Consider the following 20,614-nt stretch of genomic DNA (forward strand, 5'->3'; position numbering starts at 1 on the left):
GCTACGGCGCCGGCCGCTCCCAGCGCCGATAGGTATCGTCCAGGGTCTTGCGCAGACGCCGGTACTGGGCGCCGCCGGGTTTGACGTCGATACGTGCGGCCACGTCCTTCCAGCCGCCCGCATGATCACGTGACCATTCGCGCACGACCGCACGGCAGGGTTGGCCCGCCACCTGCGCCAGCGCGCAGGCCATGTAGATATCGCCGGCGGTCCAGTCGCCCTGCTTCATCATCGCCTCGACGTAGGCGCGCGGCACGCTGTAGTAGCGCGCCATCTCATCGACAAAGCTGGCCGGATAGCGCGCGGCATAGTCGTTGATGTCGGCCAGGTGGCGATCCACCTGCGCATCGCCGCTACCGGGCCACGCTATCGGCTCCGGCACGTCGGCCTGCTGGGCCCTGCCCGCCACCGGCAGGGCGGCAAGCCACAGCACAAAAAGAAAGCGGCGCGTCAGGAGTGACATGGCCGCATTGTGCCATCACTCCCCGCGCCGCTGGCGAGGGGCCCGCCAAGCCCTGGGTGATCAATCGTCCCAGTGATGACCGTTTCGCCGCTTCTTGTCGTGCTTCTTTCCGTGCCCGCGTCTGTCGTCATCCCAGCGATCACGACGGTCATGGTGGTAGTCGCGATCCCGGTCGACGTAGCGCACGTACACGGGCGCGTCGCGGTTGCGATGGTAGCCATAGGCATGGCCGTAAGGCGGTCGCCGTTCGCGATAGACCACGGTGCGCGGCGCATAGCGATAGTAGGTGGGGCGATGGTAGTGATCACGCACCACGATCAAACGGTCGCCGTAGCCGTAGCCCGGGCCGTTGCGATAGTAGGGGTAGCCGCCGTGGTAGATGACATCGGCCACGTCCACGATGACCCGTACCAGATCGTCGCCAGCGCGCGCCGGTGCCGGCGTCATGGCCGCCAGTCCCAGGCCCGTGGCCAACACGGCGGGTGCAAGCAGTCGAGCGATAAGCGATGCAGCCATGGTCATCCTCCCAAGTGCCCGTCCATCGGGCGTATGTGAAAGATGTCGCTTTGCTGGTGAACGGGCTTTTAACCTGCAGACGCGGTCGCGTGGAATGGCGGTGACAGATAGTCGCCGTTAATCCGTCTGGCCGGCGTCACTGCGAGCGGATGCTCGCCAACGTTGACGGAATCTGCGCCGCAACCGTGACGGTGTGCAGCCTGGGTACGTCATCGCCCAAGCCGTGCTCGGTTTCCAGCGCCCAGGTCACGTGATACGGCATGTGGATGCCCCAGCCGCCGAGCTGGATGACCGGCTCGATATCCGAGCGCAGGGAATTGCCGACCATCACGAACTGCGAGGCATGCACGCCCAGTTCCTGCAGCACGCGGGCGTAGGTCGCCTCGTCCTTCTCGGACACCACTTCGATGCGATGGAACAGATCGGCCAGGCCCGACTGGGCGATCTTGGCTTCCTGGTGGAACAGATCGCCCTTGGTGATCAGCACAATCTCGTGATCGCGGGCAACGGCTTCCACCGCCTCGCGGATGCCCGGCAGGAGGTCGACCGGATGCTGCAGGCAGGCGCGGCCGATTTCCATGACGCGATGCAGATCGCGCGCACTGATGCGTTCATCGGTGAGCTGGATGGCCGATTCGATCATCGACAGCGTCATGCCCTTCACGCCGTAGCCGAAGACCTTGAGGTTGCGTCGTTCGGTTTCCAGCAAATGCTGCTGCATGCGGCGATCTTCCAGATCGAGGTAGCCGGCAAGGATCTGCTCGAAGTCGTGTTCGGCCTGGCGGTAGTAGTCCTCGCTCTTCCACAGCGTGTCGTCGCCATCAAAGCCGACCCAGCGAATATCCGCCATGTGCCTGTCTCTACCGTCGTGGGGCGCGCAGGATAAACGAAGGGCGACCCCCGCACGAGGGGTCGCCCTTCTCGCCTCGCTACCGCACGACGCCGGCGACAGGCAGGCTGGCGCCATGCGGCAGTGCTGCACGCTTCCGGAAGTTGATGGCGATCAGTTGGCCGGAGGCGTGCCGGAGCTCGCCGGAGGCGGCGGCGTCTGGTCCGTGGTGGGTGGCGTGGTCTGCGACTCGACCGGTGGCGGAATCGCTGCCGGATCGGTCGGCGCTGGCGGTGCATTGGGATCGCTGGCCGGCGGCATCGCGTTGGGATCGGTCGGCGGCGGCGTGCTCGTGTCGGCCGGCGGCGGCGCGGTGTCCACCGGCGTCACCGTGTCGTTGTCGGTGGTGCGATTGCACGCAGCCAGCGAAAGCACGGCGCCCAGCAGTGCCAGACTCAACCAGCCGGCGCGGTGGGCGCGTTGGGAATGGGGGGTATGGTCTTGCATTGGCTCCTCCTGTCACGGTTGCGCTGCAACCGCTGGATGGGTGGCCCTCTGAATCAGGCGCGGATCAACCGCCCGGCGCTGCCGGCTTGTAGGCTTGGTATTCGGACGAGGTCAACTTGCCGTCGGCATCCTGATCCAGTGTGCCGAAGGCCTGGGTCAAGGCGGGATCGGCCGCGGCTTCGTCCTTGCTGATGCCGCCATCGCCATCGGTGTCCAGTTCCTGGAACGCACGCGGCGAAGGATTCGCCGGATCCGCGGCAGGGGGCGCGTCACTGTGGGTCTTGGGTGGCGGCGTTTCCTGTTCTTGTGCCAGCAATGCGGCAGGCACTGCCAGGCCCGCGAAGAGCAGCGCCGATGCGACGGCGAGGATCGGGCGTGCAATGGTCTTCATCACGGTTCTCCTCATCCTGCGCAGGGTGGCCCTCCACCCTGCGGACGCCCGCGATGGCCGGAGCCATCGCGGGCTGATGCATCAAGAAGGATTACTTCAAGATGGATTACTTCTGCGGTTCGCTGTAGTTCTTCTCGACAAACGCCTTGTACTCTTCGGCGGTCAAGCTGCCGTCGGCATTGGCGTCGGCCTTGTCAAAGACCTGCGAGAGGCCGGCATTGGCGGCGGACTCTTCCTTGCTGATGTTGCCGTCACCGTTCTTGTCGACATCGGCCCAACCCTGCTGGCCAGCGGCCTGGGTGCTCTGCTGGGCGGACTGCTCGGCACCGCCTGCGGCCTGCTCGGTGGACTGGGTCGGCTGCGGCTGCGGCTGTGCGGCCGGGTCCTGGGCAAACGCGGCCGGCATGGCAACGGCGGCGCCCAGAGCGATCAGGGCGAACAGCGGCTTGGTGTTGAACTTGGTCATCGTCGTTAGCTCCGTTGGGAAGTATGAAAGTGCGTCCTGTAGCGCACGATGCCGACGATGCCAACCTTGTTCTGAATCGATACTGCTGATTGAAATGAATGTGCACGCTGGCTTAACCAACCACCAGAAAGATTCGATTACTCGCTTCGTTAGCGATGCGTGACAACCATGTCGAGCGCGAATCGCGACGTGACGTGATCGTCAGATCAATGTTCAATCCGCGTTTTTTCGCGGTCGTTGAGAACGTTTTCTTTCGCGTGGCCGCGACTGAACCATTGCCAACCCATTACAACGCCGGCGCCCGCACCGACCAGTTCGCAGATCACGCGCGCCCCCAGCGCGTCCGGATCGTGGATCGCCTGCAAGGCGATGCGCGCATACAAGGGCGACTCGAGCTTCATCATCCCCAGGTAGAACATGTTCCAGCTGTCCACTCCAGCGCCAATCAGCGCTGCGAACACGCAGGACCAGCCAATCGCGTGACCGATGGACCAACCCAGCGCGCGGCACACCGCTTGCCAGCCGGCGTACACCAGCAGGCCGATGAGGAAGGCGATCAGGCCCGCTTCCAGTGCGCCGAGGAATCCGAAATGCAGCGGCAGGTTCATGCGTTGATGCGCTCCCGTGGCGCCTGGGTCGATGCACGCCCACCCACGGCGCGTGCCAGCGCATAGGATACGGGAAGCGCGCGGACCCGCCCGCGCACGCCCGGGGGCACGTCATGACGCGACTATTGGTGTTGGGAGCCAGCGGCCTGGTCGGCCGTTCGGCGTTGCAGCAGGCGCTGGCCGATGCGCGCGTGGCCGGCGTGGTGGCGCCGACGCGGCGCCCCCTGCCCACGCACCCGCGACTGGACAATCCGATCATCGACTTCGATGCCATCGATGTGAGCGATCCGGCCTGGCGCGTGGATGCGGTCATCTGCGCGTTGGGCACCACCATCGCGGATGCCGGCTCGCAAGCGGCGTTCCGCAAAGTCGATTACGACTATCCGCTCGCATTCGCCCGGCTGGCGCATGCCGCCGGCGCGCGCACGTTTGCTCTGACCTCGGCCAAGGCTGCGAATCCGCGCTCGCAGGTGTTCTACTCGCGCACCAAGGGTGAGCTGGAACAAGCTTTGCGCGGGATTGGCTTTGACTCGTTGACGTTGCTGCGCCCGGGCCTGCTGGATGGCGAACGCCAGGCGCAGCGGCCGATGGAACAGCTGGCCTTGCGGATCTCGCGCGCACTGGATGGCGTGCTGCCGGGCAGTTGGCGAGCGGTGCCGGCCACCGCGGTGGCCAGCGCCCTGGTGAAGGCGGCGCTGGATCCGCAACCCGGCATCCACGTCATTGAATCGGCGGATATCCCGCGTTGATCACTTCGCGCTGATCACACTCAGAGCTCGCCGCGCGACGCGTCGCGCAATTGCCGCATGCGCCAGAGCAGACCGCTGTTGAGCAGCAGGAAGTAGCCGACCAGCATGCCGGCAAAGGCCATGGTCAGCGGACTGGCTTGCTGCGCGGTCGCCGCGGCGCCGTCGGCAAACGCACCCTGCGACCAGCGCCAGGCCAGTCGGCCCACCAGCAACAAGGTGAGCACGCCGCCAATCCACGCATTGGGCACGTAGGTGGGACGACCTTCATGCCATTCCATCCGCGTCAGCTGCAGGGCCAAGGCACCCAGGGCCAAGCCGGCGACCAGGCCCAGACCCACGCCCAGCCGCACCGCGGGCATGAACACCGCGCCGAACATCAGGAAAGCCAGCAGCAGCATCATCAGGCCCAGCCGGAACACGGTGCGCTTGGGCTGCCAGGGTTGCCGGCCAAAGCTGCGGCGGATGCGGCGGTACATGATCCAGCCGATGCCGGCGGTGGCGAGCAACGGCGTCAGGGCAGGCAAGGTGGCGGCGGGCATCGAAGCGGCTCCAGAGTGGATGCGCAAAAGGTACGTGCCCATGCCACCACTTACCTAGTGTCAGTTGTCACCTCTTTGCGGCGCGCCCGGGCCGGCGCCCGGGCCGATCAGCTCAGCAAGCCGTGCGGTATCTGCTTCAGCGGGCGCATGCCGCCGGTGGCGGCAATGGCCTGGCTGGCGCGATCGAGCAGGGCTTCGTCCTCTTCGTCGATGACCACCAGCAACTGCCCGGATTCGATTTCCCGCTGGAAATCCCGGCGCGGTTCGCTGGGCACGGACGAACCGGCCAACGCCGCCGCCCAGCCACCGACAATCGCGCCGACGATGGTGGTGATCACCGCGCCCGCGAAGTGGAATCCAATCGAGGGCACGAACATGCCAATCAGGCCGGCGATCAACCCGATGATCGCGCCGCCGACGATGCCGCGGCGCGCGGCCGGCATGAAGTCGGTGGGCGAGCTTTCCTTCTCCGCATCGGGCACCTGGTTCATTTCGATGTCCGACTGCGCCAGCACCGCTGCGTGGCCGGGGCGGATGCCCAGGCGCAAGGCGGCGCCCAGCGCCTGCTCGGCCGTTCCCAGATCCGGCGCGCTGAATACACGACGTTTCATGGTGCTCTCCTGCGCTGGACTGCCTGCCAGCGTATGCAGGCACGATAGGACGGCGCATCCGAAAACCGGGTGAAGGCGCGGCGCCGCGCACGCGCGGGCTAATGCGCGGGCGTTTCCGGCGCGGCCTTGCGTCCCATCGCGCGCAGATAGAGTTCGTACAGCGCGGTGACCTTGCTGACGTACTCCTGCGTCTCGGCATAGGGCGGTACCCCGCCGTAGCGGGTGACCGTGCCGATGCCGGCGTTGTAGGCCGCCGCCACCAGGCTCAGGTCGCCCTGGTAGCGACGCATCAGCCCCTTCATATGGCGAGCGCCGGCGTCGATCGATTGCGCGGAGGAAAACGGATCGGTGACCCCGTACTCGCTCACCACCTCGGGCATCAGCTGCATCACGCCCTTGGCGCCCTTGGCCGACACCGCCTGGGCGTTGAAGTCGCTCTCGGCATGCGCCACCGCGCGCAGCCAGGCGTCGTCGACGCCGGTCTTGCGTGCCGCGCGGCGGAAATCCTTGGGGTACATGTCCAGCCGCGGCTTGCCAACCTTGCCCAGACCGGCATGGGCTGGCTCGCCCGGTGGCGTTGCGACAGTGAAGCGCAGGTATTCGCGCGAGCCGGGCAGCTTGCGCGTGCTGTACACCAGTTGCCCGTCCTGCTCGCGCTCGTAGAGCACGCCGCTGAACACCCCCATCTTTCCCCACAGGTTGGGCAGGCTCACGGCGTTGTCATCGACCTCCCGCGGTTGGCACTTCGAGCCCGGCTCCGGCGCGGTGGCCAGGCTGACCGTGCCATCGCGCACGCAGCGGTAGACCGTGCGCGCCTGCGCCGGCGCGATGCAGCCGCCGGCCAGGCAGGCCAGGAGCAGCAGGCGGGTGGCGGCGGCAAGGGGAGTCATCGGCGCGGATTCTAGGCTTGGCTGGCTGAGCAGTGCGTGGAAGTCTCCATTGCTCCCTCCCCGCCTGCGGGAAGGCTGGAAACGGGGACGCAGTCACGCCCCTTCCCCCGCCTGCGGGGGAAGGGGCACGAATGTGGCCTGCTGCGCCGCAACAGGAAGGGGCGTAGAATTCGCTCCCCTGTCATCGCAACTGTTTCTGGAGCAAAGCCTCATGGGTCTGGACCACGTCTCTACCGGCAAGAACCCGCCGGAAGAAATCAACGTCATCATCGAAATTCCGAAGGATTCGGAGCCGGTGAAGTACGAAGTGGACAAGGAAAGCGGCGCGATCTTCGTCGACCGCATCCTTTCAACCCCGATGCGCTACCCCTGCAACTACGGCTACGTGCCGAACACCCAGTGCGGCGACGGCGACCCTGCCGACGTGCTGGTGGTGCTGCCGCTGCCGCTGATCCCCGGCTCGGTGATCCGTTGCCGCCCGGTCGGCGTGCTGCGCATGACCGACGAGGCCGGCAGCGACGAGAAAATCCTGGCCGTGCCGGTGGAGAAGGTGTTCTCCGGCTACAAGCACATCTCCGACATCGACCAGGTCAGCCCGCACTGGCTGGAACGCATCGGCCACTTCTTCGAGCACTACAAGGATCTGGAGAAGGGCAAGTGGGTCAAGATCGACGGCTGGGCCAACGCCGCCGACGCCAAGGCGGTGCTGGTGGAAGCCATGCAGCGCTTCGCTGAACTGAAGAAGTAATCCGCCGCGCCAGCGGTCACGAAAAAGCCCGCCAAGCGCGGGCTTTTTTGTTCCCTTCCGCCACCGGGGGAAGGCGCCCGCAGGGCGGATGGAGGTACGGCGAAGTCCGCGCGTCAGAGATCCTTGCGTCCGCTCATCTTCAAGGTGGTCAGCCCAATCAGGCGCGACACCACCAGCGCGATGTACATCACCCCGGCGAACTGCTCCAGCATCACCAACGCGCGCGCCTGCGGCTGGACGGGGACGATGTCGCTCAGGCCCACGCCCGAGAGCAGGCTGAAACTCAGGAACAGCAATTCCATCCAGGTGCGCGGTTGCTCCGGATGCACGGCGGCGATGAAACTGCCCGGATACCACTGCTGGCACACCGAAAACGCGAACGCGAAACCCCAGGCCAGCAGGGTGAAGGTAGCGCCGGCGGCATAAAGCTCATCGGAAGTCACCCGATGGTCCTGCAGCATGTAGGCGGTCAGGCTGCCGGCGGTGTAGAAGTACAGCGCGCTTTCCAGCAGGTGCGCGACGATCTGCAGATGCACGTTGCCCAGCGCCGCTGCCAGCAGCGACAGGATGACCGAGGGCACCGCCAGCAACAGCGCCACCCACAAACTGGTGGGACCGCGATTGACCACCCAGAGAGCCAAGGCCAGCACCAGGATGCCGAATGCACCAAAGATGGCGCGCCCGCCGGGCGCCGTCTCCATCAGCGGATATAGCAGGATGCCGGCCAGCTGCACGGTCAGCAGCAGGGCCGAGGGATGTCGGCGCGCAATCACCGCCCAGCGCAGCCAGGGAAGTGCCATGGGGGCTCAGACCGCTTTGAAGTGGTACACCAGCGCGTAATACACCACGTAGATCCATGACAGCAAGCCATGGATCACCGCCCACAGCAGCGAATGGTTGGCCGACCAGGAAATGGTGATGGCCAGGGCGGTGCCAAAGCCGATGCCGGCCTTGGCTGCGCTGGAGGCGCCCTTCATGGCTGCACCGCCACGGCCGGCGTGCCACTGCCGGCGCGGTACGGATAACGGGCGAAGATGTCGACCACCGCCTTGTCGATGCGGGCGGCGCGATCGGCCGGTTTGGCGTTGGCCACGCGACCCACGGCGATGCCCTCCCAGACCAGCATGTTGCGCTTGGCATCGACCAGGTCGAAGTTCAGTGTGCCCTCGGTGTACTGATAGACACGGGTCTCGTCATACCAGTACGGCACCGACACGTAACGGCGCGCGCGATAGCTGTAGTAGTAGTCGTAATCCACGTTCGGCATGCTGACCACGTCGGTCTTTTCCTGCATGTAGGCGTTGATGTTCAACCACAGGTCGGGCGATTTCTCGTCGTAGACGTAGCCGCGCGCTTCCAGTTGCGCGCGTGCGCCGGCTTTCAGTCGCGATCCGGTCAGGGTGGCGTAGCCATTGCTGTCGATCGCCAGCGGCGAGTAGAACGAGAAGGTCTTGTACTGTGCGAAGTCGGCATTGGGGTCGGCCTCGCTGGTGATACGCGGGGAACTGACGCAGGCCGTCAGCAGCAACAGCGCTGCCAACGGCGCGAGTCGGGCGAAGCGGGCGATGAAACGGGTCATGGGGATCCCTCCTGTCCTGGTATCGCCAGCGTCGCCCCGACGCCGGCAGGAAAGCAAGGCCTGCCGGCGTGAACGCGATGTGCAGGCTTCAGCCTTGCATCGCGCTTCCCTCACGTTCAATCACGGTGATACACCTGCGCGCCCTGCGCCAGGAACTGCGCCGACTTCTCGGCCATGCCCTCTTCCAGCGCCTGCGCTTCGTCCATGCCATGCTCGGCGGCGTAGTCGCGCACGTCCTGGGTGATCTTCATCGAACAGAAGTGCGGCCCGCACATCGAGCAGAAGTGGGCCACCTTGTGCGCGTCCCTGGGCAGGGTTTCATCGTGGAATTCCTGCGCCTTCTCCGGGTCCAGGCCGAGATGGAACTGATCCTCCCAGCGGAATTCGAAGCGCGCCTTGCTCAAGGCGTTGTCGCGCACCTGCGCACCCGGATGGCCCTTGGCCAGGTCGGCGGCGTGTGCCGCAATCTTGTAGGCCATGATGCCGTCGCGCACGTCCTGGCGGTTGGGCAGGCCCAGGTGTTCCTTCGGCGTCACGTAGCAGAGCATGGCGGTGCCGAACCAGCCAATCATCGCCGCGCCCACCGCCGAGGTGATGTGGTCATAGCCGGGCGCGATGTCGGTGGTCAGCGGCCCCAAGGTGTAGAACGGCGCTTCGCCGCACTCGCGCAGCTGCTTGTCCATGTTCTCCTTGATCAGCTGCATCGGCACGTGGCCGGGGCCTTCAATCATGGTCTGCACGTCATGCTTCCAGGCGATCTTGGTCAGCTCACCGAGCGCTTCCAGTTCACCGAACTGGGCGGCGTCGTTGGCATCGGCAATGCAACCCGGACGCAGGCCGTCGCCCAGCGAGAAGGCCACGTCGTAGGCCTTCATGATCTCGCAGATGTCTTCGAAGTGGGTGTAGAGGAAGTTCTCCTTGTGATGCGCCAGGCACCACTTGGCCATGATCGAGCCACCGCGCGAGACGATGCCGGTGACCCGGTTGGCGGTCAGCGGCACATGCCGCAGCAGCACGCCGGCATGGATGGTGAAGTAGTCCACGCCCTGCTCGGCCTGCTCAATCAGGGTGTCGCGGAACATTTCCCAGGTCAGTTCCTCGGCGCGGCCGTCGACCTTTTCCAGCGCCTGGTAGATCGGCACGGTGCCAATCGGCACCGGCGAGTTGCGGATGATCCATTCGCGGGTTTCGTGGATGTGCTTGCCGGTGGACAGATCCATGACGGTGTCGCCGCCCCAGCGGATCGCCCACACCAGCTTCTCCACTTCCTCGGCAATGCCGGAGGACACCGCGCTGTTGCCGATGTTGGCGTTGATCTTGGTCAGGAAGTTGCGGCCGATGATCATCGGCTCGCTTTCCGGGTGGTTGATGTTGTTGGGCAGGATGGCGCGGCCGCGGGCGATTTCATCGCGGACGAATTCCGGCGTGATCAGCGACTGGATGTTGGCGCCGAAGCTCTGGCCCGGATGCTGGAACAGCAGGTCGCGCGCACCCTTGCCGTTGAGCTTGGGATTGGCCAGCAGCTGCTCGCGCAGCGCTTCCAGGCGCTGGTTTTCGCGGATGGCCACGAACTCCATTTCCGGGGTGACGATGCCGCGGCGGGCGTAGTGCATCTGGCTGACATTGGCGCCGGCCTTGGCGCGGCGCGGCAGCACGCGTGCGGGGAAACGCACGGCGTCCAGGCGCGCATTGGATTCGCGCGAACGGCCGAATTCCGAACTCAGCGCGGACAGTTGTTCGGTGTCGCCGCGCTCCTCGATCCAGCGCGCGCGCAATGCCGACAGGCCCGCAGCGAGATCGATGGTGGCGTCCGGATCGGTATAGGGGCCGGAGGTGTCGTAGACGGTGACCGGCGCGTTTTCCTCGCCGCCGAACAGGGTCGGCGTGCGGCTCAACACAATCTCGCGCATCGGCACCTGCAGATCCGCGCGCGAACCTTCGACGAAGATCTTGCGCGAGCCGGGAATCGGCCGGGTGACCGTTTCGGACAGCTGCTGGGTGTCCTGCAAGAGGCGGGAGGGTACGGCGTTCATCGGCATCGTCCTGGGTCGGCTACGGGACGAAGCGGCGGCGCGGGGAACGGCTGCGATCCTGAAAAGGAATCGCGGGCGGGGATCACGATGTGATCCTGCCCTGCGGGGTCCACCCCCGGCCGCATCCTGCGAAGCTTCCCTACGCCGGTCTCAACCGGATCAGGTTCGAAGGGTCTGTCTCAATCACCGGCCTGGCCGCTGATACCCCCGCTTCGGCCGCTATTAGACAACCAAACGGCGAAGCTGTCATGTGAACAGGAGGGAGGAACTGGCGCCGCAGGGTCCAACTGGCTAGGCTAGCCCAGGGGAACAATGAGCCAGGGATGTCATGCGTTCAAGGATGCAACAGGCGCTTTGCGCCGCCGTCTGGGTCGTGCTGTCTGTTTCGCACGCGCACGCCGCCAACAACGATTCCAGCGCGTCCACCGGGTCTGAGCGTGTGCCGGTTGAAGCGTTCGCCAAGGGCAACGCGCTGTCCAATCCACGGTTGTCACCTGATGGCAAGCATGTGGCCGTGTCCGCCGACCTGGGCGAAGGCAACCATGCGCTGCTGATCTATCGCGTGGAAGGCATGAAGCAGACGGCCGTGCTGCGCCTGCCGCGCTATCAGTTGCCAACCGAGACCATGTGGGTCAGCAACAAACGGCTGGTGCTTGGCAAAGGCCGCAAGTTTGGGGGCCGCGAAGAGCCCTACGCACTCGGCGAGATCATCGCTACCGACGTGGATGGCAAAAACCAGGACTACATCTTTGGCCAGGAGCGTTCGCTGCGTACCTCCAGTCTGGAGCCAGGCTTTGGGTTTGTCGCCGGGGGTCCGCACCAGCCCAACGGCCATTTCTATATGCGCCGCGCCGGCAGCACATCGCGCTCGCAACTCTACGACGTCGACGCCGAGATGAAGACGGCGCGCTTGATCGCCGACATACCGGTCAAGGATCTTTCGTTTGTGATCGACGACAAAGGCGTGCCGCGTTACGCCTACGGCACGGACGACAACGACGTGTACCTGCTGTACCAGGCCAATGCGCAGGGCAAGGAGTGGCTGCCGCTGGATGCCGGAAAAATCGGCGGCAAGTTCGTGCCGTTCGCCTTCAACGCCGATGGCACGCGCGTGTTTGCCTACTACAGCGAAAGCGGCGGCCCCAGCCAGGTGGTGACCGCCACGCCGGAAGGTCAACAACGCACGGTGCTGTTGCAGGATGGGTTCTCGTCCGTGGCTGCTGTGGAGTGGCGTTCCCTGCCCTACCAACCCATTGCCGCATCACTGGGCGCCGGCAAGCCGCGTTGGACCTATTTCGAGCCAAACGCCCGCGATGCCACCTTGCATGAGGCGATCGGCAATGCGATCCCCGGCAAGTTCATCAGGTACACCGGCCACAGCCAGGACGGCAATATGTCATTGCTGCATGCCTACAGCGACCGCGATCCCGGCACCTGGTATCTGCTCGACCGGCAGCGCAGCACCTTGGAAGCGATCCTGGCCAGCCGTGAAGGCATCGACGAAGCGCGAATGGGCGAACGCCGCCCGTTCCGATTCAAGGCCAGCGATGGCCTGGAACTGGAGGCCATCCTGACCGTGCCGGCCGGGGTGGAAACGCCGCGCAACCTGCCGATGGTGCTGCTGCCGCATGGTGGCCCGCATGTCTGGGGTGACGCCTGGGCTTACGACAACGACGCCCAGTTTCTGGCCAGCCGTGGCTACCTGGTGCTGCAGGTCAATTACCGCGGATCGCTGGGTCGCGGTGAGCGATTTGAAACCTTGGGTTACCGCCAATGGGGCAAGCGCGTGCAACAGGATCTGATCGATGGCGTGCGCTGGACCATCGCGCAAGGCCAGGCCGATCCCGCACGCATCTGTTCCTATGGAGCCAGTTTTGGTGCGTACTCGGCCATGATGGTGGTGGCGCGTGAGCCCGGCTTGTTCAAGTGCGCCGCGGGCTTGGCCGGTCTGTACGACTTGAACATGATGTACGCAAAGGGCGACACCCGTACTTACAACTACGGCCTGAATTACTTGAATCGCACCATCGGTACCGATGCCGGCGATCTGAAGGCCAATTCCCCCACGGGCGTAGCTTCGCGCATCAAGGTGCCGGTGTTGATCGCTCATGGCGAGGCCGACCAGCGCACGCCTTTTGCGCAAGCCAAGGCAATGAAGACCGCGCTGGAAAGCAGCGGCAACGCGCCGGAATGGATGGCGGTGCCCAAGGAAGGCCACGGCTTTTACGAAGACAAGAACAACATTGCCTTCTACCGCCGCCTGGAAGCTTTTCTGGATCGGCACATCGGGGCGCACGCCGGCCAGGCCGGCGCGGCGGATTAGCGAACCGGCACCACGTCAGCCTGCAGCGCCTGCAACGCCTGCACGGGCGCTGCCACCAGGCGCTGCGCATCGCCGAACTCCGGCCAGCCAGCGCGCAGCCCGGCCATGACGCGTGGATCGCGCTGGCCGGCGACGAGCAGTGCGGCGGCAACCTCGTCGCAGGAAGTCGACTGCGATCCGCGGCACAGCAAGGGTCCCGGCGGAATCACCGGTGATCGCCAGATTTCGTACAGGCCGCCGCGCGCGGTGTTGTCGAATTCGTCGGCTGCCAAACCCACCACATCCACTTGCCTGTCGCCGAGGATGTGCAACGCCGCCGAGTGCGAACCCGCATACGCCACACTGGCGAAGTCGCCGCTGTCGACGCCGACCCCACGCAGGCCCGCCAAGGGCACGAAGCCGCCGGATGCCGAATCTCGTCCGACCAGACCCAACCGCAACTGGCGCGCGCGCGCCGCCAGTTGCTGCATCGTCATCGGCTGGCGGGCCACGATGACCGAACGGTATCGCTGCGCATGATCCGGCGGTACCTCCGGCACCGGCAGTGCCTGCAACGGACTGCCCTCGCGCGTGCCAAGCAAATAGCCATACAGGTTGGGCACGGCCACATCGACCTGGCCGTCCTGCATCGCCTGCACCAGCGCCGTGGGTGATGCCAGGACGCGGACTTCGATGGTCCGCTGCAAGGTCTCGCCCAGGTATTCGGCCAGCGGCCGGATCGACGCGGCGCGATCGCGATGCGGATAGGCATAGGTGGCCACAACGAGCGCGGGCGCGTCGACGGCCATGGCCGGTGCGGCCACCAACGACAGTGCAAGCACCGCGACTCCGCCCGCAGTTACCGCCAAACGCGGCCACCAGCGACGGTTCGCCGCCACCGTCGCGGCGTTCGCTCTGCGCACCGGCCAGCGCGCCAGACTCAAACGCCGTCCAACAACGCGCGATCCCGCACCGCGCCCTTGTCGGCACTGGTGGCCAGCAAGGCGTAGGCCTTGAGCGCCGTGCTGACCTTGCGTGGACGCACTTCGGCGGGCTTCCAGCCTTTGCCATCCTGTTCGGTGCGGCGCTGCTGCAACTCGGCATCGTCGATCAGCAGGTTGATGGAACGCGCGGGAATATCGATGCGGATGCGATCGCCATCCCGGACCAGCCCAATCGCACCACCACCCGCCGCTTCCGGCGAAGCATGGCCAATCGACAGTCCCGAGGTGCCACCGGAGAAGCGACCATCGGTGAGCAAGGCGCATTGCTTGCCCAGGCCCTTGGATTTCAGATAGCTGGTGGGGTACAGCATTTCCTGCATGCCCGGGCCACCTTTCGGTCCTTCGTAGCGGATCACCACCACGTCGCCGGCCCGCACCTGATTGCCAAGGATGCCCAGCACCGCCGCGTCCTGGCTTTCATAGACACGCGCCGGGCCTTCGAAGACATGGATGGACTCATCCACGCCCGCGGTCTTCACCACGCAGCCATCCACGGCGAGGTTGCCGTACAGCACGGCCAAGCCACCTTCCTTTGAGTACGCATGCTCGACGCTGCGGATGCAGCCCTCGGCGCGATCAACATCCAGCGACGGCCAGCGCGTGGCCTGGCTGAAAGCTACCTGCGTCGGGATGCCGGCCGGTCCGGCCTTGAAGAAGGTGTGCACGTGCTCGTCGCGGGTCAGGGTCACGTCCCAGCGCTCGATGGCATCGCCCAGGGTCTTGGCATGCACGGTGGCCACGTCGGTATGCAACAGCCCGCCGCGCGCCAGCTCGCCCAGGATCGACATGATGCCGCCGGCGCGATGCACGTCTTCGATGTGGTACTTCTGCGTGTTCGGCGCGACCTTGCACAGCTGCGGCACGCGCCGCGACAGGCGATCGATGTCGCGCATGCCGAAATCCACTTCGCCCTCCTGCGCTGCGGCGAGCAGATGCAGGATGGTGTTGGTCGAGCCACCCATGGCGATGTCCAGGGTCATCGCATTCTCGAAGGCTTCGAAGGTGGCGATGCCACGCGGCAGCGCGCGCGGATCTTCACCGCCGTACCAGCGATGGCACAGCTCCACTGCCAGGCGGCCCGCGCGCAGGAACAGCTGCTCGCGATCCGCATGCGTGGCCAGGGTGGTGCCGTTGCCGGGCAGAGACAGACCGAGAGCCTCGGTGAGGCAGTTCATCGAGTTGGCGGTGAACATGCCGGAGCACGAGCCGCAGGTCGGGCAGGCGCTGCGCTCCACCGCCGCCACCTGCTCATCGGTGGCATTGGGATCGGCGGCCATCACCATGGCGTCGATCAGATCCAGCTTGTGATCGGCCAGCCGGGTCTTGCCGGCTTCCATCGGTCCGCCGGAGACGAACACGGTGGGGATATTCAGGCGCAGGGCCGCCATCAGCATGCCCGGAGTGATCTTGTCGCAGTTGGAAATGCACACCAGGGCATCGGCGCAGTGGGCATTGACCATGTATTCGACCGAGTCGGCGATGATTTCGCGGCTGGGCAGCGAATAGAGCATGCCGTCATGGCCCATGGCGATGCCGTCATCGACCGCGATGGTGTCGAATTCCTTGGCCACGCCGCCGACACGTTCAATCTCGCGGGCGACCAGCTGGCCGAGATCCTTCAGGTGCACATGGCCCGGGACGAACTGGGTGAAGGAGTTGGCGATGGCGATGATCGGCTTCTGGAAGTCGTCATCTTTCATGCCGGTGGCGCGCCACAGCGCGCGGGCGCCGGCCATGTTGCGCCCGTGGGTGGAGGTCTTGGATCGGTATTGAGGCATGGTTCTGCGTGGGGATGATGCGGACGGCGCCGGCGGGTTCCGCGGGGTGCGTGCATGGTTGCAGCTGCAACCATCAACGCATTGATTCGGCCGGTCATCGGGACATTACAGAAAATTTCGCAGCCCTGCTTGACAAGCTTTCTGCCCACGTGTTTCTCTTGCCTCATGTTGCAACTGCACACGCCCCTGACCAAGACCTCGCCCACCGCCCGCCCGGCGGTTGAGAACCTTGTCGTCGTCGTCCTTATTACCTCGCCAACAGGTGCGGGACGAACCGGCGTGTAAGCAACAAGCAACGCCAGATTCGCAAAACCCCGCACTGAGAAGTGCGGGGTTTTTTGTTGCACGAGTTTTTTCCTGCAGTTCTTTTCCCAGTAATTCCATCCAACCCAAGACTTCAAGGAAACCGGCACCATGACCACCGCATCGCAGAATCTCCCGCAACCGAAGATCGCCGTCGTCGGCTACGGCAGCCAGGGCCGCGCGCACGCGCTGAACCTGCGCGAGTCCGGCTTCGACGTCACCGTCGGCCTGCGCCCGGGCGGTCCCACCGAAGCCAAGGCCCAGGCCGATGGTTTCGTGGTCAAGGCGCCGGCCGATGCGGTCAAGGACGCCGACCTGGTCGCCGTGCTGACCCCGGACATGGTGCAGAAGCAGCTCTACAACGAGGTGCTGGCGCCCAACATGAAGCAAGGCGCCTGCCTGCTGTTTGCGCACGGCTTGAACGTCCACTACGGCCTGGTCACCCCGCGCGAAGACCTGGACGTGGTGCTGGTCGCGCCCAAGGGCCCGGGCGCGCTGGTCCGCCGCGAATACGAAATCGGCCGCGGCGTGCCCTGCATCTACGCGGTCTACCAGGACCAGAGCGGCCAGGCCGAAGCGCTGGCGCTGGCCTATGCCGGCGGCCTGGGTGGCGCGCGCGCCAACATCATCAAGACCACCTTCAAGGAAGAGACCGAGACCGATCTGTTCGGTGAGCAGGCCGTGCTGTGCGGCGGTGCGTCCTCGCTGGTGCAGGCCGGCTTCGAGACCCTGGTGGAAGCCGGCTACCAGCCGGAAATCGCCTACTACGAAGTGCTGCACGAGCTGAAGCTGATCGTCGACCTGTTCTACGAAGGCGGCATCACCCGCATGCTGGAATTCGTCTCCGAGACCGCGCAGTACGGCGACTACGTCAGCGGCCCGCGCGTGATCGACGCCAGCACCAAGCAGCGCATGAAGGACGTGCTGACCGACATCCAAGACGGCACCTTCACCAAGAACTGGATCGCCGAGTACGAAGCCGGCCTGCCCAACTACAAGAAGTTCAAGCAGGCCGATCTGGATCACCCGATTGAAGTCGTCGGCAAGCGCCTGCGCGCCAAGATGGTGTGGCTGCAGGCCAATGCTTCCCAGCCCGATACAGAACAACAGGCCGCCGCTGCATGAACGCCACCGTTGCCACTGCTCAACGCAATGGCGCCCGCTGGTTGACCCACGCCCTGGAAGCCGAGGGCGTGGACACGCTGTTCGGTTACCCGGGCGGCACCATCATGCCGTTCTATGACGCGCTGGTGGATTCAGGCTTGAAGCACATCCTGGTGCGGCACGAACAGGGCGCGGCACTGGCCGCCAATGGTTATGCCCGCGCCAGCGGTCGGGTCGGCGTGTGCGTGGCCACGTCCGGCCCGGGCGCATCCAACCTGGTCACCGGCATCGCCGATGCGATGCTGGACTCGGTGCCGATGGTCTGCCTGACCGGACAGGTGGCAACGCCGCTGATGGGCACCGACGCGTTCCAGGAACTGGACGTGTTCGGCCTGACCCTGCCGATCGTCAAGCACAGCTTTGTCGCGCGTAGGGTCGACGATCTGCCGGAGATGGTCCGCGAAGCCTTCCGCATTGCGCGCGAAGGCCGGCCCGGCCCGGTGCTGATCGATCTGCCCAAGGACGTGCAGATGGCCGATGCCTCGCATCTGCCCGATCACGTGCCGGCGGCGGTGGACCCGCAACCGGCGCCGGCCGATGCCAAGCTGGCCGAAGCCCTGGCGGCGATTGCCGGCGCGGAGAAGCCGGTGATCTACGGCGGCGGCGGCATCTCGCTGTCCGAGGGCGTGGAAGCCTTCCGCCAGTTCGTCGACGCCACCCGCATCCCGACCGTGCTGACCCTGCGTGGCCTGGGCGCGCTGCCCGGCAACCACCCGCAGTTTCTGGGCATGCTGGGCATGCACGGCACGCGCGCGGCCAACATGGCGGTGCAGGAAGCGGATCTGCTGATCGTGGTCGGTGCGCGCTTCGATGATCGCGCCACCGGCAAGCTGGCCGAGTTCGCGCCGTTCGCCCGCGTGATCCATCTGGATGCCGACGCGTACGAGATCTCCAAGCTGCGCAGCGCCGACATCGCCATCCCCGGCGACGTCGCCGCAGGTCTGCGCACGCTGAGCGCGGCGCGCAGCACCTGCGAGGAATGGCGCAAGCGTTGCGCCGGCAATCGCGAACGGCATGGCTTCCGCTACGACGCTCCGGGCAGCGACATCTATGCGCCGGCCCTGTTGAAGCGCCTGTGCGAAGTGGCGCCGGCCGACACCATCATCGCCTGCGACGTGGGCCAGCATCAGATGTGGGTGGCCCAGCACTGCAAGTTCAGTGATCCGCGCAATCACCTGACCAGCGGTGCACTGGGCACCATGGGCTTTGGCCTGCCGGCGGCGATGGGCGCGCAGTTCGCCTGTCCGGATCGCACGGTGGTGCTGGTCAGCGGTGACGGCAGCTTCATGATGAACGTGCAGGAGCTGACCACCATCGCCCGTTGCAAGCTGCCGGTGAAGATCGTGCTGCTGGACAACAGCGCGCTGGGCATGGTGCGGCAGTGGCAGGAGCTGTTCTTCGCCGAGCGTTACAGCGAAATCGATCTGTCGGACAACCCCGACTTCGCCGCGCTGGCGCGGGTGTTCGGCATCCCGGCCCAACGCATTGATCTGCGCAACCAGGTCGACGGTGCGCTGGCTGATCTTCTGGCCCAGCCCGGTCCGGCGCTGCTGCACGTCGCCATCGACATCAAGGCCAACGTCTGGCCGCTGGTGCCACCCAATCACGCCAACAGCACCATGTTGGACGCCAATCCCGCCAAGCAGAGTCCGGAGCCTTCCTCTCATGCGATACCGGCTTGACCTGGTGTTGAAACCCGCCGAGGGCGCGCTGACGCGCGTGATCGGCATGGCCGAACGGCGCGGCTTCACCCCGCGTGCGATCAACGGCGAGCCGGCGATGGCCGATGGCCGCTGGCGCCTGCAGCTGGTGGTGGACGGCCAGCGTCCGCCGGAAACCCTGCGCCTGCAGATGCAGAAGATCTACGACTGCGAGTCGGTCGAGATCACGGAAGTGGAGGCGGCGTCGTGAGCGTCGCCCACCCTTTCCGCGCGCTGCGCACAACGCGAGCGGCACGGAGGTCGGTTCTCGGAAGGTCGCGCCGACTTCCGCTCAATCCGTGCGTTCTCTGTCCCGGCCTCGCAAATGCCTGACGCCGGCCGCGCCCCCGCCAACGAAGAGCCGGACGTCGGTGACGTTCGCGTAGGCGTGGCTGATGTTCTGGCGGCGCAGGCTCGTCTGCGCCGCTACCTGCCCGTAACTCCCATCCACAATGCCGAACGCTTTGGCGTCCTGCTGAAACTGGAGAACCTGCAGCGCACCGGTTCGTACAAGGTGCGCGGCGCGTTGAACGCGCTGCTGGCCGGGCACGAACGCGGTGACCGCCGTCCGGTCATCTGTGCCTCGGCCGGCAATCATGCGCAAGGCGTGGCGTGGTCGGCCTACCGGCTGGGCGTGCAGGCGATCACGGTGATGCCGCACGGCGCACCGGCGACCAAGATCGCCGGCGTCGCCCATTGGGGCGCGACCGTGCGCCAACACGGCAACAGCTATGACGAGGCCTTCGCGTTTGCGCGCGAGCTGGCCGAACAGAACGGCTACCGCTTCCTGTCGGCGTTCGATGACCCCGATGTCATCGCGGGCCAGGGCACGGTCGGCATCGAAATCGCGCCGTTCGCGCCGGACGTGGTGATCGTGCCGATCGGTGGCGGTGGCCTGGCCTCCGGCGTGGCACTGGCGCTGAAGTCGCAGGGCGTGCGCGTGATTGGCGCGCAGGTGGAAGGCGTGGACTCGATGGCCCGCGCGATCCGCGGCGACATCGCGGCGCGCGATCCGGTCGCCTCGCTGGCCGACGGCGTGCGCGTCAAGGTGCCCGGCTTCCTGACCCGCCGCCTGTGCAGCCAGTTGCTGGATGACGTGGTGATCGTGCGCGAAGCCGAGCTGCGCGAGACCGTGGTGCGGCTGGCGCTGGAAGAACATGTGATCGCCGAGGGCGCCGGCGCGCTGGCGCTGGCCGCCGGCCGGCGCGTAGCCGGCAAGCGCAAATGCGCGGTGGTGTCCGGCGGCAACATCGACGCCAGCGTGCTGGCGCAGTTGCTGTCCGACGTGCGTCCGCGCCCACCGCGCAAGCCGCGCCGACGCAACCGCGAAGGCGAGCCTGCACTTAGCCCGCCCGCCAAGGCCGCTCCCGCTTCTACTCTTTCCCTGGCCCCGCCGCCGCCCCGCTCCCGCCGCGTTGCCACTGTCGTATAAGG

23 protein-coding genes and 1 riboswitch are annotated in these 20,614 nt (G+C 65.9%); of the genes, 7 read left to right on the forward strand and 16 right to left on the reverse strand.

The genetic code is table 11. The annotated features are described in order from the left end of the window. Position 1: 1 nt before the first annotated feature. The 7 genes from B5X78_RS06555 to B5X78_RS06585 all read right to left on the reverse strand — a co-directional run bounded on the left by B5X78_RS06555 (position 2) and on the right by B5X78_RS06585 (position 3,780). Positions 2 to 463 (reverse strand): hypothetical protein, encoded by a 462-nt coding sequence (locus B5X78_RS06555; protein ID WP_079723623.1) that lies wholly within the window; start codon positions 461 to 463, stop codon positions 2 to 4. 60 nt (positions 464 to 523) lie between these two features. Beyond that, complete coding sequence (locus tag B5X78_RS06560) at positions 524 to 979, reverse strand: hypothetical protein (RefSeq protein WP_139381428.1); 456 nt, start codon at positions 977 to 979, stop codon at positions 524 to 526. A gap of 136 nt (positions 980 to 1,115) precedes the next feature. Beyond that, positions 1,116 to 1,829 (reverse strand): HAD family hydrolase, encoded by a 714-nt coding sequence (locus tag B5X78_RS06565; protein ID WP_079723625.1) that lies wholly within the window; start codon positions 1,827 to 1,829, stop codon positions 1,116 to 1,118. Positions 1,830 to 1,982: 153 nt separating this feature from the next. Then, positions 1,983 to 2,315 (reverse strand): hypothetical protein, encoded by a 333-nt coding sequence (locus B5X78_RS06570; protein WP_139381429.1) that lies wholly within the window; start codon positions 2,313 to 2,315, stop codon positions 1,983 to 1,985. A gap of 64 nt (positions 2,316 to 2,379) precedes the next feature. Continuing rightward, on the reverse strand, positions 2,380 to 2,706 hold the full coding sequence (locus tag B5X78_RS06575; protein ID WP_176140789.1) for an EF-hand domain-containing protein: 327 nt from the start codon (positions 2,704 to 2,706) through the stop codon (positions 2,380 to 2,382). A 106-nt stretch (positions 2,707 to 2,812) separates the two neighbouring features. Continuing rightward, complete coding sequence (locus B5X78_RS06580; RefSeq protein WP_079723628.1) at positions 2,813 to 3,172, reverse strand: EF-hand domain-containing protein; 360 nt, start codon at positions 3,170 to 3,172, stop codon at positions 2,813 to 2,815. A gap of 206 nt (positions 3,173 to 3,378) precedes the next feature. After that, the gene (locus tag B5X78_RS06585; RefSeq protein WP_079723629.1) at positions 3,379 to 3,780 is read right to left on the reverse strand and encodes a hypothetical protein; all 402 of its coding nucleotides are present in this window, start codon (positions 3,778 to 3,780) and stop codon (positions 3,379 to 3,381) included. Between the two features lie 113 nt (positions 3,781 to 3,893). Here B5X78_RS06585 and B5X78_RS06590 point away from each other — a divergent pair, with 113 nt between their 5' ends. Further along, complete coding sequence (locus B5X78_RS06590) at positions 3,894 to 4,529, forward strand: NAD(P)H-binding protein (protein ID WP_079723630.1); 636 nt, start codon at positions 3,894 to 3,896, stop codon at positions 4,527 to 4,529. Between the two features lie 20 nt (positions 4,530 to 4,549). Here B5X78_RS06590 and B5X78_RS06595 read toward each other — a convergent pair whose 3' ends face one another. The 3 genes from B5X78_RS06595 to B5X78_RS06605 form a co-directional block, all read right to left on the reverse strand. Continuing rightward, positions 4,550 to 5,068, reverse strand: coding sequence for a CcdC protein domain-containing protein (locus tag B5X78_RS06595; RefSeq protein WP_079723631.1), 519 nt, complete (start codon positions 5,066 to 5,068; stop codon positions 4,550 to 4,552). Between the two features lie 107 nt (positions 5,069 to 5,175). After that, positions 5,176 to 5,679 (reverse strand): hypothetical protein, encoded by a 504-nt coding sequence (locus B5X78_RS06600; protein WP_079723632.1) that lies wholly within the window; start codon positions 5,677 to 5,679, stop codon positions 5,176 to 5,178. A 98-nt stretch (positions 5,680 to 5,777) separates the two neighbouring features. Then, positions 5,778 to 6,569, reverse strand: coding sequence for a lytic transglycosylase domain-containing protein (locus B5X78_RS06605; RefSeq protein ID WP_079723633.1), 792 nt, complete (start codon positions 6,567 to 6,569; stop codon positions 5,778 to 5,780). Between the two features lie 211 nt (positions 6,570 to 6,780). Between B5X78_RS06605 and ppa the strand changes: the two genes are divergently transcribed. Then, the gene (gene ppa / locus B5X78_RS06610) at positions 6,781 to 7,317 is read left to right on the forward strand and encodes an inorganic diphosphatase (protein ID WP_079723634.1); all 537 of its coding nucleotides are present in this window, start codon (positions 6,781 to 6,783) and stop codon (positions 7,315 to 7,317) included. Between the two features lie 113 nt (positions 7,318 to 7,430). On the opposite strand, the gene B5X78_RS06615 is transcribed toward ppa, so the two are convergent. From B5X78_RS06615 to thiC, 4 genes are all read right to left on the reverse strand, one after another. Continuing rightward, positions 7,431 to 8,117: an ion channel gene (locus B5X78_RS06615; RefSeq protein ID WP_079723635.1), complete on the reverse strand. Its 687-nt coding sequence runs from the start codon at positions 8,115 to 8,117 to the stop codon at positions 7,431 to 7,433. Positions 8,118 to 8,123: 6 nt separating this feature from the next. Continuing rightward, positions 8,124 to 8,294 carry a hypothetical protein gene (locus B5X78_RS18605; protein ID WP_176140790.1) on the reverse strand — a complete coding sequence of 57 codons (171 nt, stop codon included), beginning with the start codon at positions 8,292 to 8,294 and terminating at the stop codon, positions 8,124 to 8,126. Beyond that, positions 8,291 to 8,896: a DUF4136 domain-containing protein gene (locus B5X78_RS06620; protein WP_079723636.1), complete on the reverse strand. Its 606-nt coding sequence runs from the start codon at positions 8,894 to 8,896 to the stop codon at positions 8,291 to 8,293. The genes B5X78_RS18605 and B5X78_RS06620 overlap by 4 nt, the downstream gene beginning before the upstream one ends. A gap of 116 nt (positions 8,897 to 9,012) precedes the next feature. Next, entirely contained in the window at positions 9,013 to 10,929 is a 1,917-nt protein-coding gene (thiC, locus tag B5X78_RS06625; RefSeq protein ID WP_079723637.1) for a phosphomethylpyrimidine synthase ThiC, read from the reverse strand. Positions 10,930 to 11,047: 118 nt separating this feature from the next. Then, positions 11,048 to 11,148: riboswitch (TPP riboswitch) on the reverse strand. Positions 11,149 to 11,257: 109 nt separating this feature from the next. Between thiC and B5X78_RS06630 the strand changes: the two genes are divergently transcribed. Next, positions 11,258 to 13,252, forward strand: coding sequence for an alpha/beta hydrolase family protein (locus B5X78_RS06630; protein WP_229730838.1), 1,995 nt, complete (start codon positions 11,258 to 11,260; stop codon positions 13,250 to 13,252). Here B5X78_RS06630 and B5X78_RS06635 read toward each other — a convergent pair. Further along, on the reverse strand, positions 13,249 to 14,073 hold the full coding sequence (locus tag B5X78_RS06635) for a PhnD/SsuA/transferrin family substrate-binding protein (RefSeq protein ID WP_139381430.1): 825 nt from the start codon (positions 14,071 to 14,073) through the stop codon (positions 13,249 to 13,251). The genes B5X78_RS06630 and B5X78_RS06635 overlap by 4 nt on opposite strands. 98 nt (positions 14,074 to 14,171) lie before the next feature. After that, positions 14,172 to 16,013 (reverse strand): dihydroxy-acid dehydratase, encoded by a 1,842-nt coding sequence (gene ilvD / locus B5X78_RS06640; RefSeq protein ID WP_079723640.1) that lies wholly within the window; start codon positions 16,011 to 16,013, stop codon positions 14,172 to 14,174. Positions 16,014 to 16,427: 414 nt separating this feature from the next. On the opposite strand from ilvD, the gene ilvC reads away from it, so the two are divergent. From ilvC to B5X78_RS06660, 4 genes are all read left to right on the forward strand, one after another. Next, positions 16,428 to 17,441 carry a ketol-acid reductoisomerase gene (gene ilvC, locus B5X78_RS06645; protein WP_079723641.1) on the forward strand — a complete coding sequence of 338 codons (1,014 nt, stop codon included), beginning with the start codon at positions 16,428 to 16,430 and terminating at the stop codon, positions 17,439 to 17,441. Next, positions 17,438 to 19,162 (forward strand): acetolactate synthase 2 catalytic subunit, encoded by a 1,725-nt coding sequence (gene ilvG / locus B5X78_RS06650; RefSeq protein ID WP_079723642.1) that lies wholly within the window; start codon positions 17,438 to 17,440, stop codon positions 19,160 to 19,162. The genes ilvC and ilvG overlap by 4 nt, the downstream gene beginning before the upstream one ends. Beyond that, positions 19,146 to 19,391 (forward strand): ACT domain-containing protein, encoded by a 246-nt coding sequence (locus tag B5X78_RS06655; RefSeq protein WP_079723643.1) that lies wholly within the window; start codon positions 19,146 to 19,148, stop codon positions 19,389 to 19,391. The genes ilvG and B5X78_RS06655 overlap by 17 nt, the downstream gene beginning before the upstream one ends. Positions 19,392 to 19,505: 114 nt before the next feature. Then, positions 19,506 to 20,612, forward strand: a complete 1,107-nt coding sequence (locus B5X78_RS06660; RefSeq protein ID WP_079723644.1) for a threonine dehydratase — start codon at positions 19,506 to 19,508, stop codon at positions 20,610 to 20,612. The last annotated feature ends 2 nt before the right edge of the window (positions 20,613 to 20,614 follow it).

This window comes from Pseudoxanthomonas indica, from assembly GCF_900167565.1.
GTDB lineage: Bacteria > Pseudomonadota > Gammaproteobacteria > Xanthomonadales > Xanthomonadaceae > Pseudoxanthomonas_A > Pseudoxanthomonas_A indica.

Excerpts from the sequence above, each read along its gene's own strand:
- ilvD (WP_079723640.1), bottom strand. The coding sequence starts at position 16,013 with ATGCCTCAATACCGATCCAAGACCTCCACCCACGGGCGCAACATGGCC.
- ilvG (WP_079723642.1), top strand. The coding sequence starts at position 17,438 with ATGAACGCCACCGTTGCCACTGCTCAACGCAATGGCGCCCGCTGGTTG.
- B5X78_RS06595 (WP_079723631.1), bottom strand. The coding sequence starts at position 5,068 with ATGCCCGCCGCCACCTTGCCTGCCCTGACGCCGTTGCTCGCCACCGCC.
- B5X78_RS06660 (WP_079723644.1), top strand. The coding sequence starts at position 19,506 with ATGCCTGACGCCGGCCGCGCCCCCGCCAACGAAGAGCCGGACGTCGGT.
- B5X78_RS06605 (WP_079723633.1), bottom strand. The coding sequence starts at position 6,569 with ATGACTCCCCTTGCCGCCGCCACCCGCCTGCTGCTCCTGGCCTGCCTG.
- B5X78_RS06575 (WP_176140789.1), bottom strand. The coding sequence starts at position 2,706 with ATGAAGACCATTGCACGCCCGATCCTCGCCGTCGCATCGGCGCTGCTC.
- B5X78_RS06570 (WP_139381429.1), bottom strand. The coding sequence starts at position 2,315 with ATGCAAGACCATACCCCCCATTCCCAACGCGCCCACCGCGCCGGCTGG.
- B5X78_RS06600 (WP_079723632.1), bottom strand. The coding sequence starts at position 5,679 with ATGAAACGTCGTGTATTCAGCGCGCCGGATCTGGGAACGGCCGAGCAG.
- B5X78_RS06560 (WP_139381428.1), bottom strand. The coding sequence starts at position 979 with ATGGCTGCATCGCTTATCGCTCGACTGCTTGCACCCGCCGTGTTGGCC.
- B5X78_RS18605 (WP_176140790.1), bottom strand. The coding sequence starts at position 8,294 with ATGAAGGGCGCCTCCAGCGCAGCCAAGGCCGGCATCGGCTTTGGCACC.
- B5X78_RS06580 (WP_079723628.1), bottom strand. The coding sequence starts at position 3,172 with ATGACCAAGTTCAACACCAAGCCGCTGTTCGCCCTGATCGCTCTGGGC.
- B5X78_RS06655 (WP_079723643.1), top strand. The coding sequence starts at position 19,146 with ATGCGATACCGGCTTGACCTGGTGTTGAAACCCGCCGAGGGCGCGCTG.
- B5X78_RS06630 (WP_229730838.1), top strand. The coding sequence starts at position 11,258 with ATGCGTTCAAGGATGCAACAGGCGCTTTGCGCCGCCGTCTGGGTCGTG.
- thiC (WP_079723637.1), bottom strand. The coding sequence starts at position 10,929 with ATGAACGCCGTACCCTCCCGCCTCTTGCAGGACACCCAGCAGCTGTCC.
- B5X78_RS06565 (WP_079723625.1), bottom strand. The coding sequence starts at position 1,829 with ATGGCGGATATTCGCTGGGTCGGCTTTGATGGCGACGACACGCTGTGG.
- B5X78_RS06555 (WP_079723623.1), bottom strand. The coding sequence starts at position 463 with ATGTCACTCCTGACGCGCCGCTTTCTTTTTGTGCTGTGGCTTGCCGCC.
- ilvC (WP_079723641.1), top strand. The coding sequence starts at position 16,428 with ATGACCACCGCATCGCAGAATCTCCCGCAACCGAAGATCGCCGTCGTC.
- B5X78_RS06585 (WP_079723629.1), bottom strand. The coding sequence starts at position 3,780 with ATGAACCTGCCGCTGCATTTCGGATTCCTCGGCGCACTGGAAGCGGGC.
- B5X78_RS06590 (WP_079723630.1), top strand. The coding sequence starts at position 3,894 with ATGACGCGACTATTGGTGTTGGGAGCCAGCGGCCTGGTCGGCCGTTCG.
- B5X78_RS06620 (WP_079723636.1), bottom strand. The coding sequence starts at position 8,896 with ATGACCCGTTTCATCGCCCGCTTCGCCCGACTCGCGCCGTTGGCAGCG.
- ppa (WP_079723634.1), top strand. The coding sequence starts at position 6,781 with ATGGGTCTGGACCACGTCTCTACCGGCAAGAACCCGCCGGAAGAAATC.
- B5X78_RS06615 (WP_079723635.1), bottom strand. The coding sequence starts at position 8,117 with ATGGCACTTCCCTGGCTGCGCTGGGCGGTGATTGCGCGCCGACATCCC.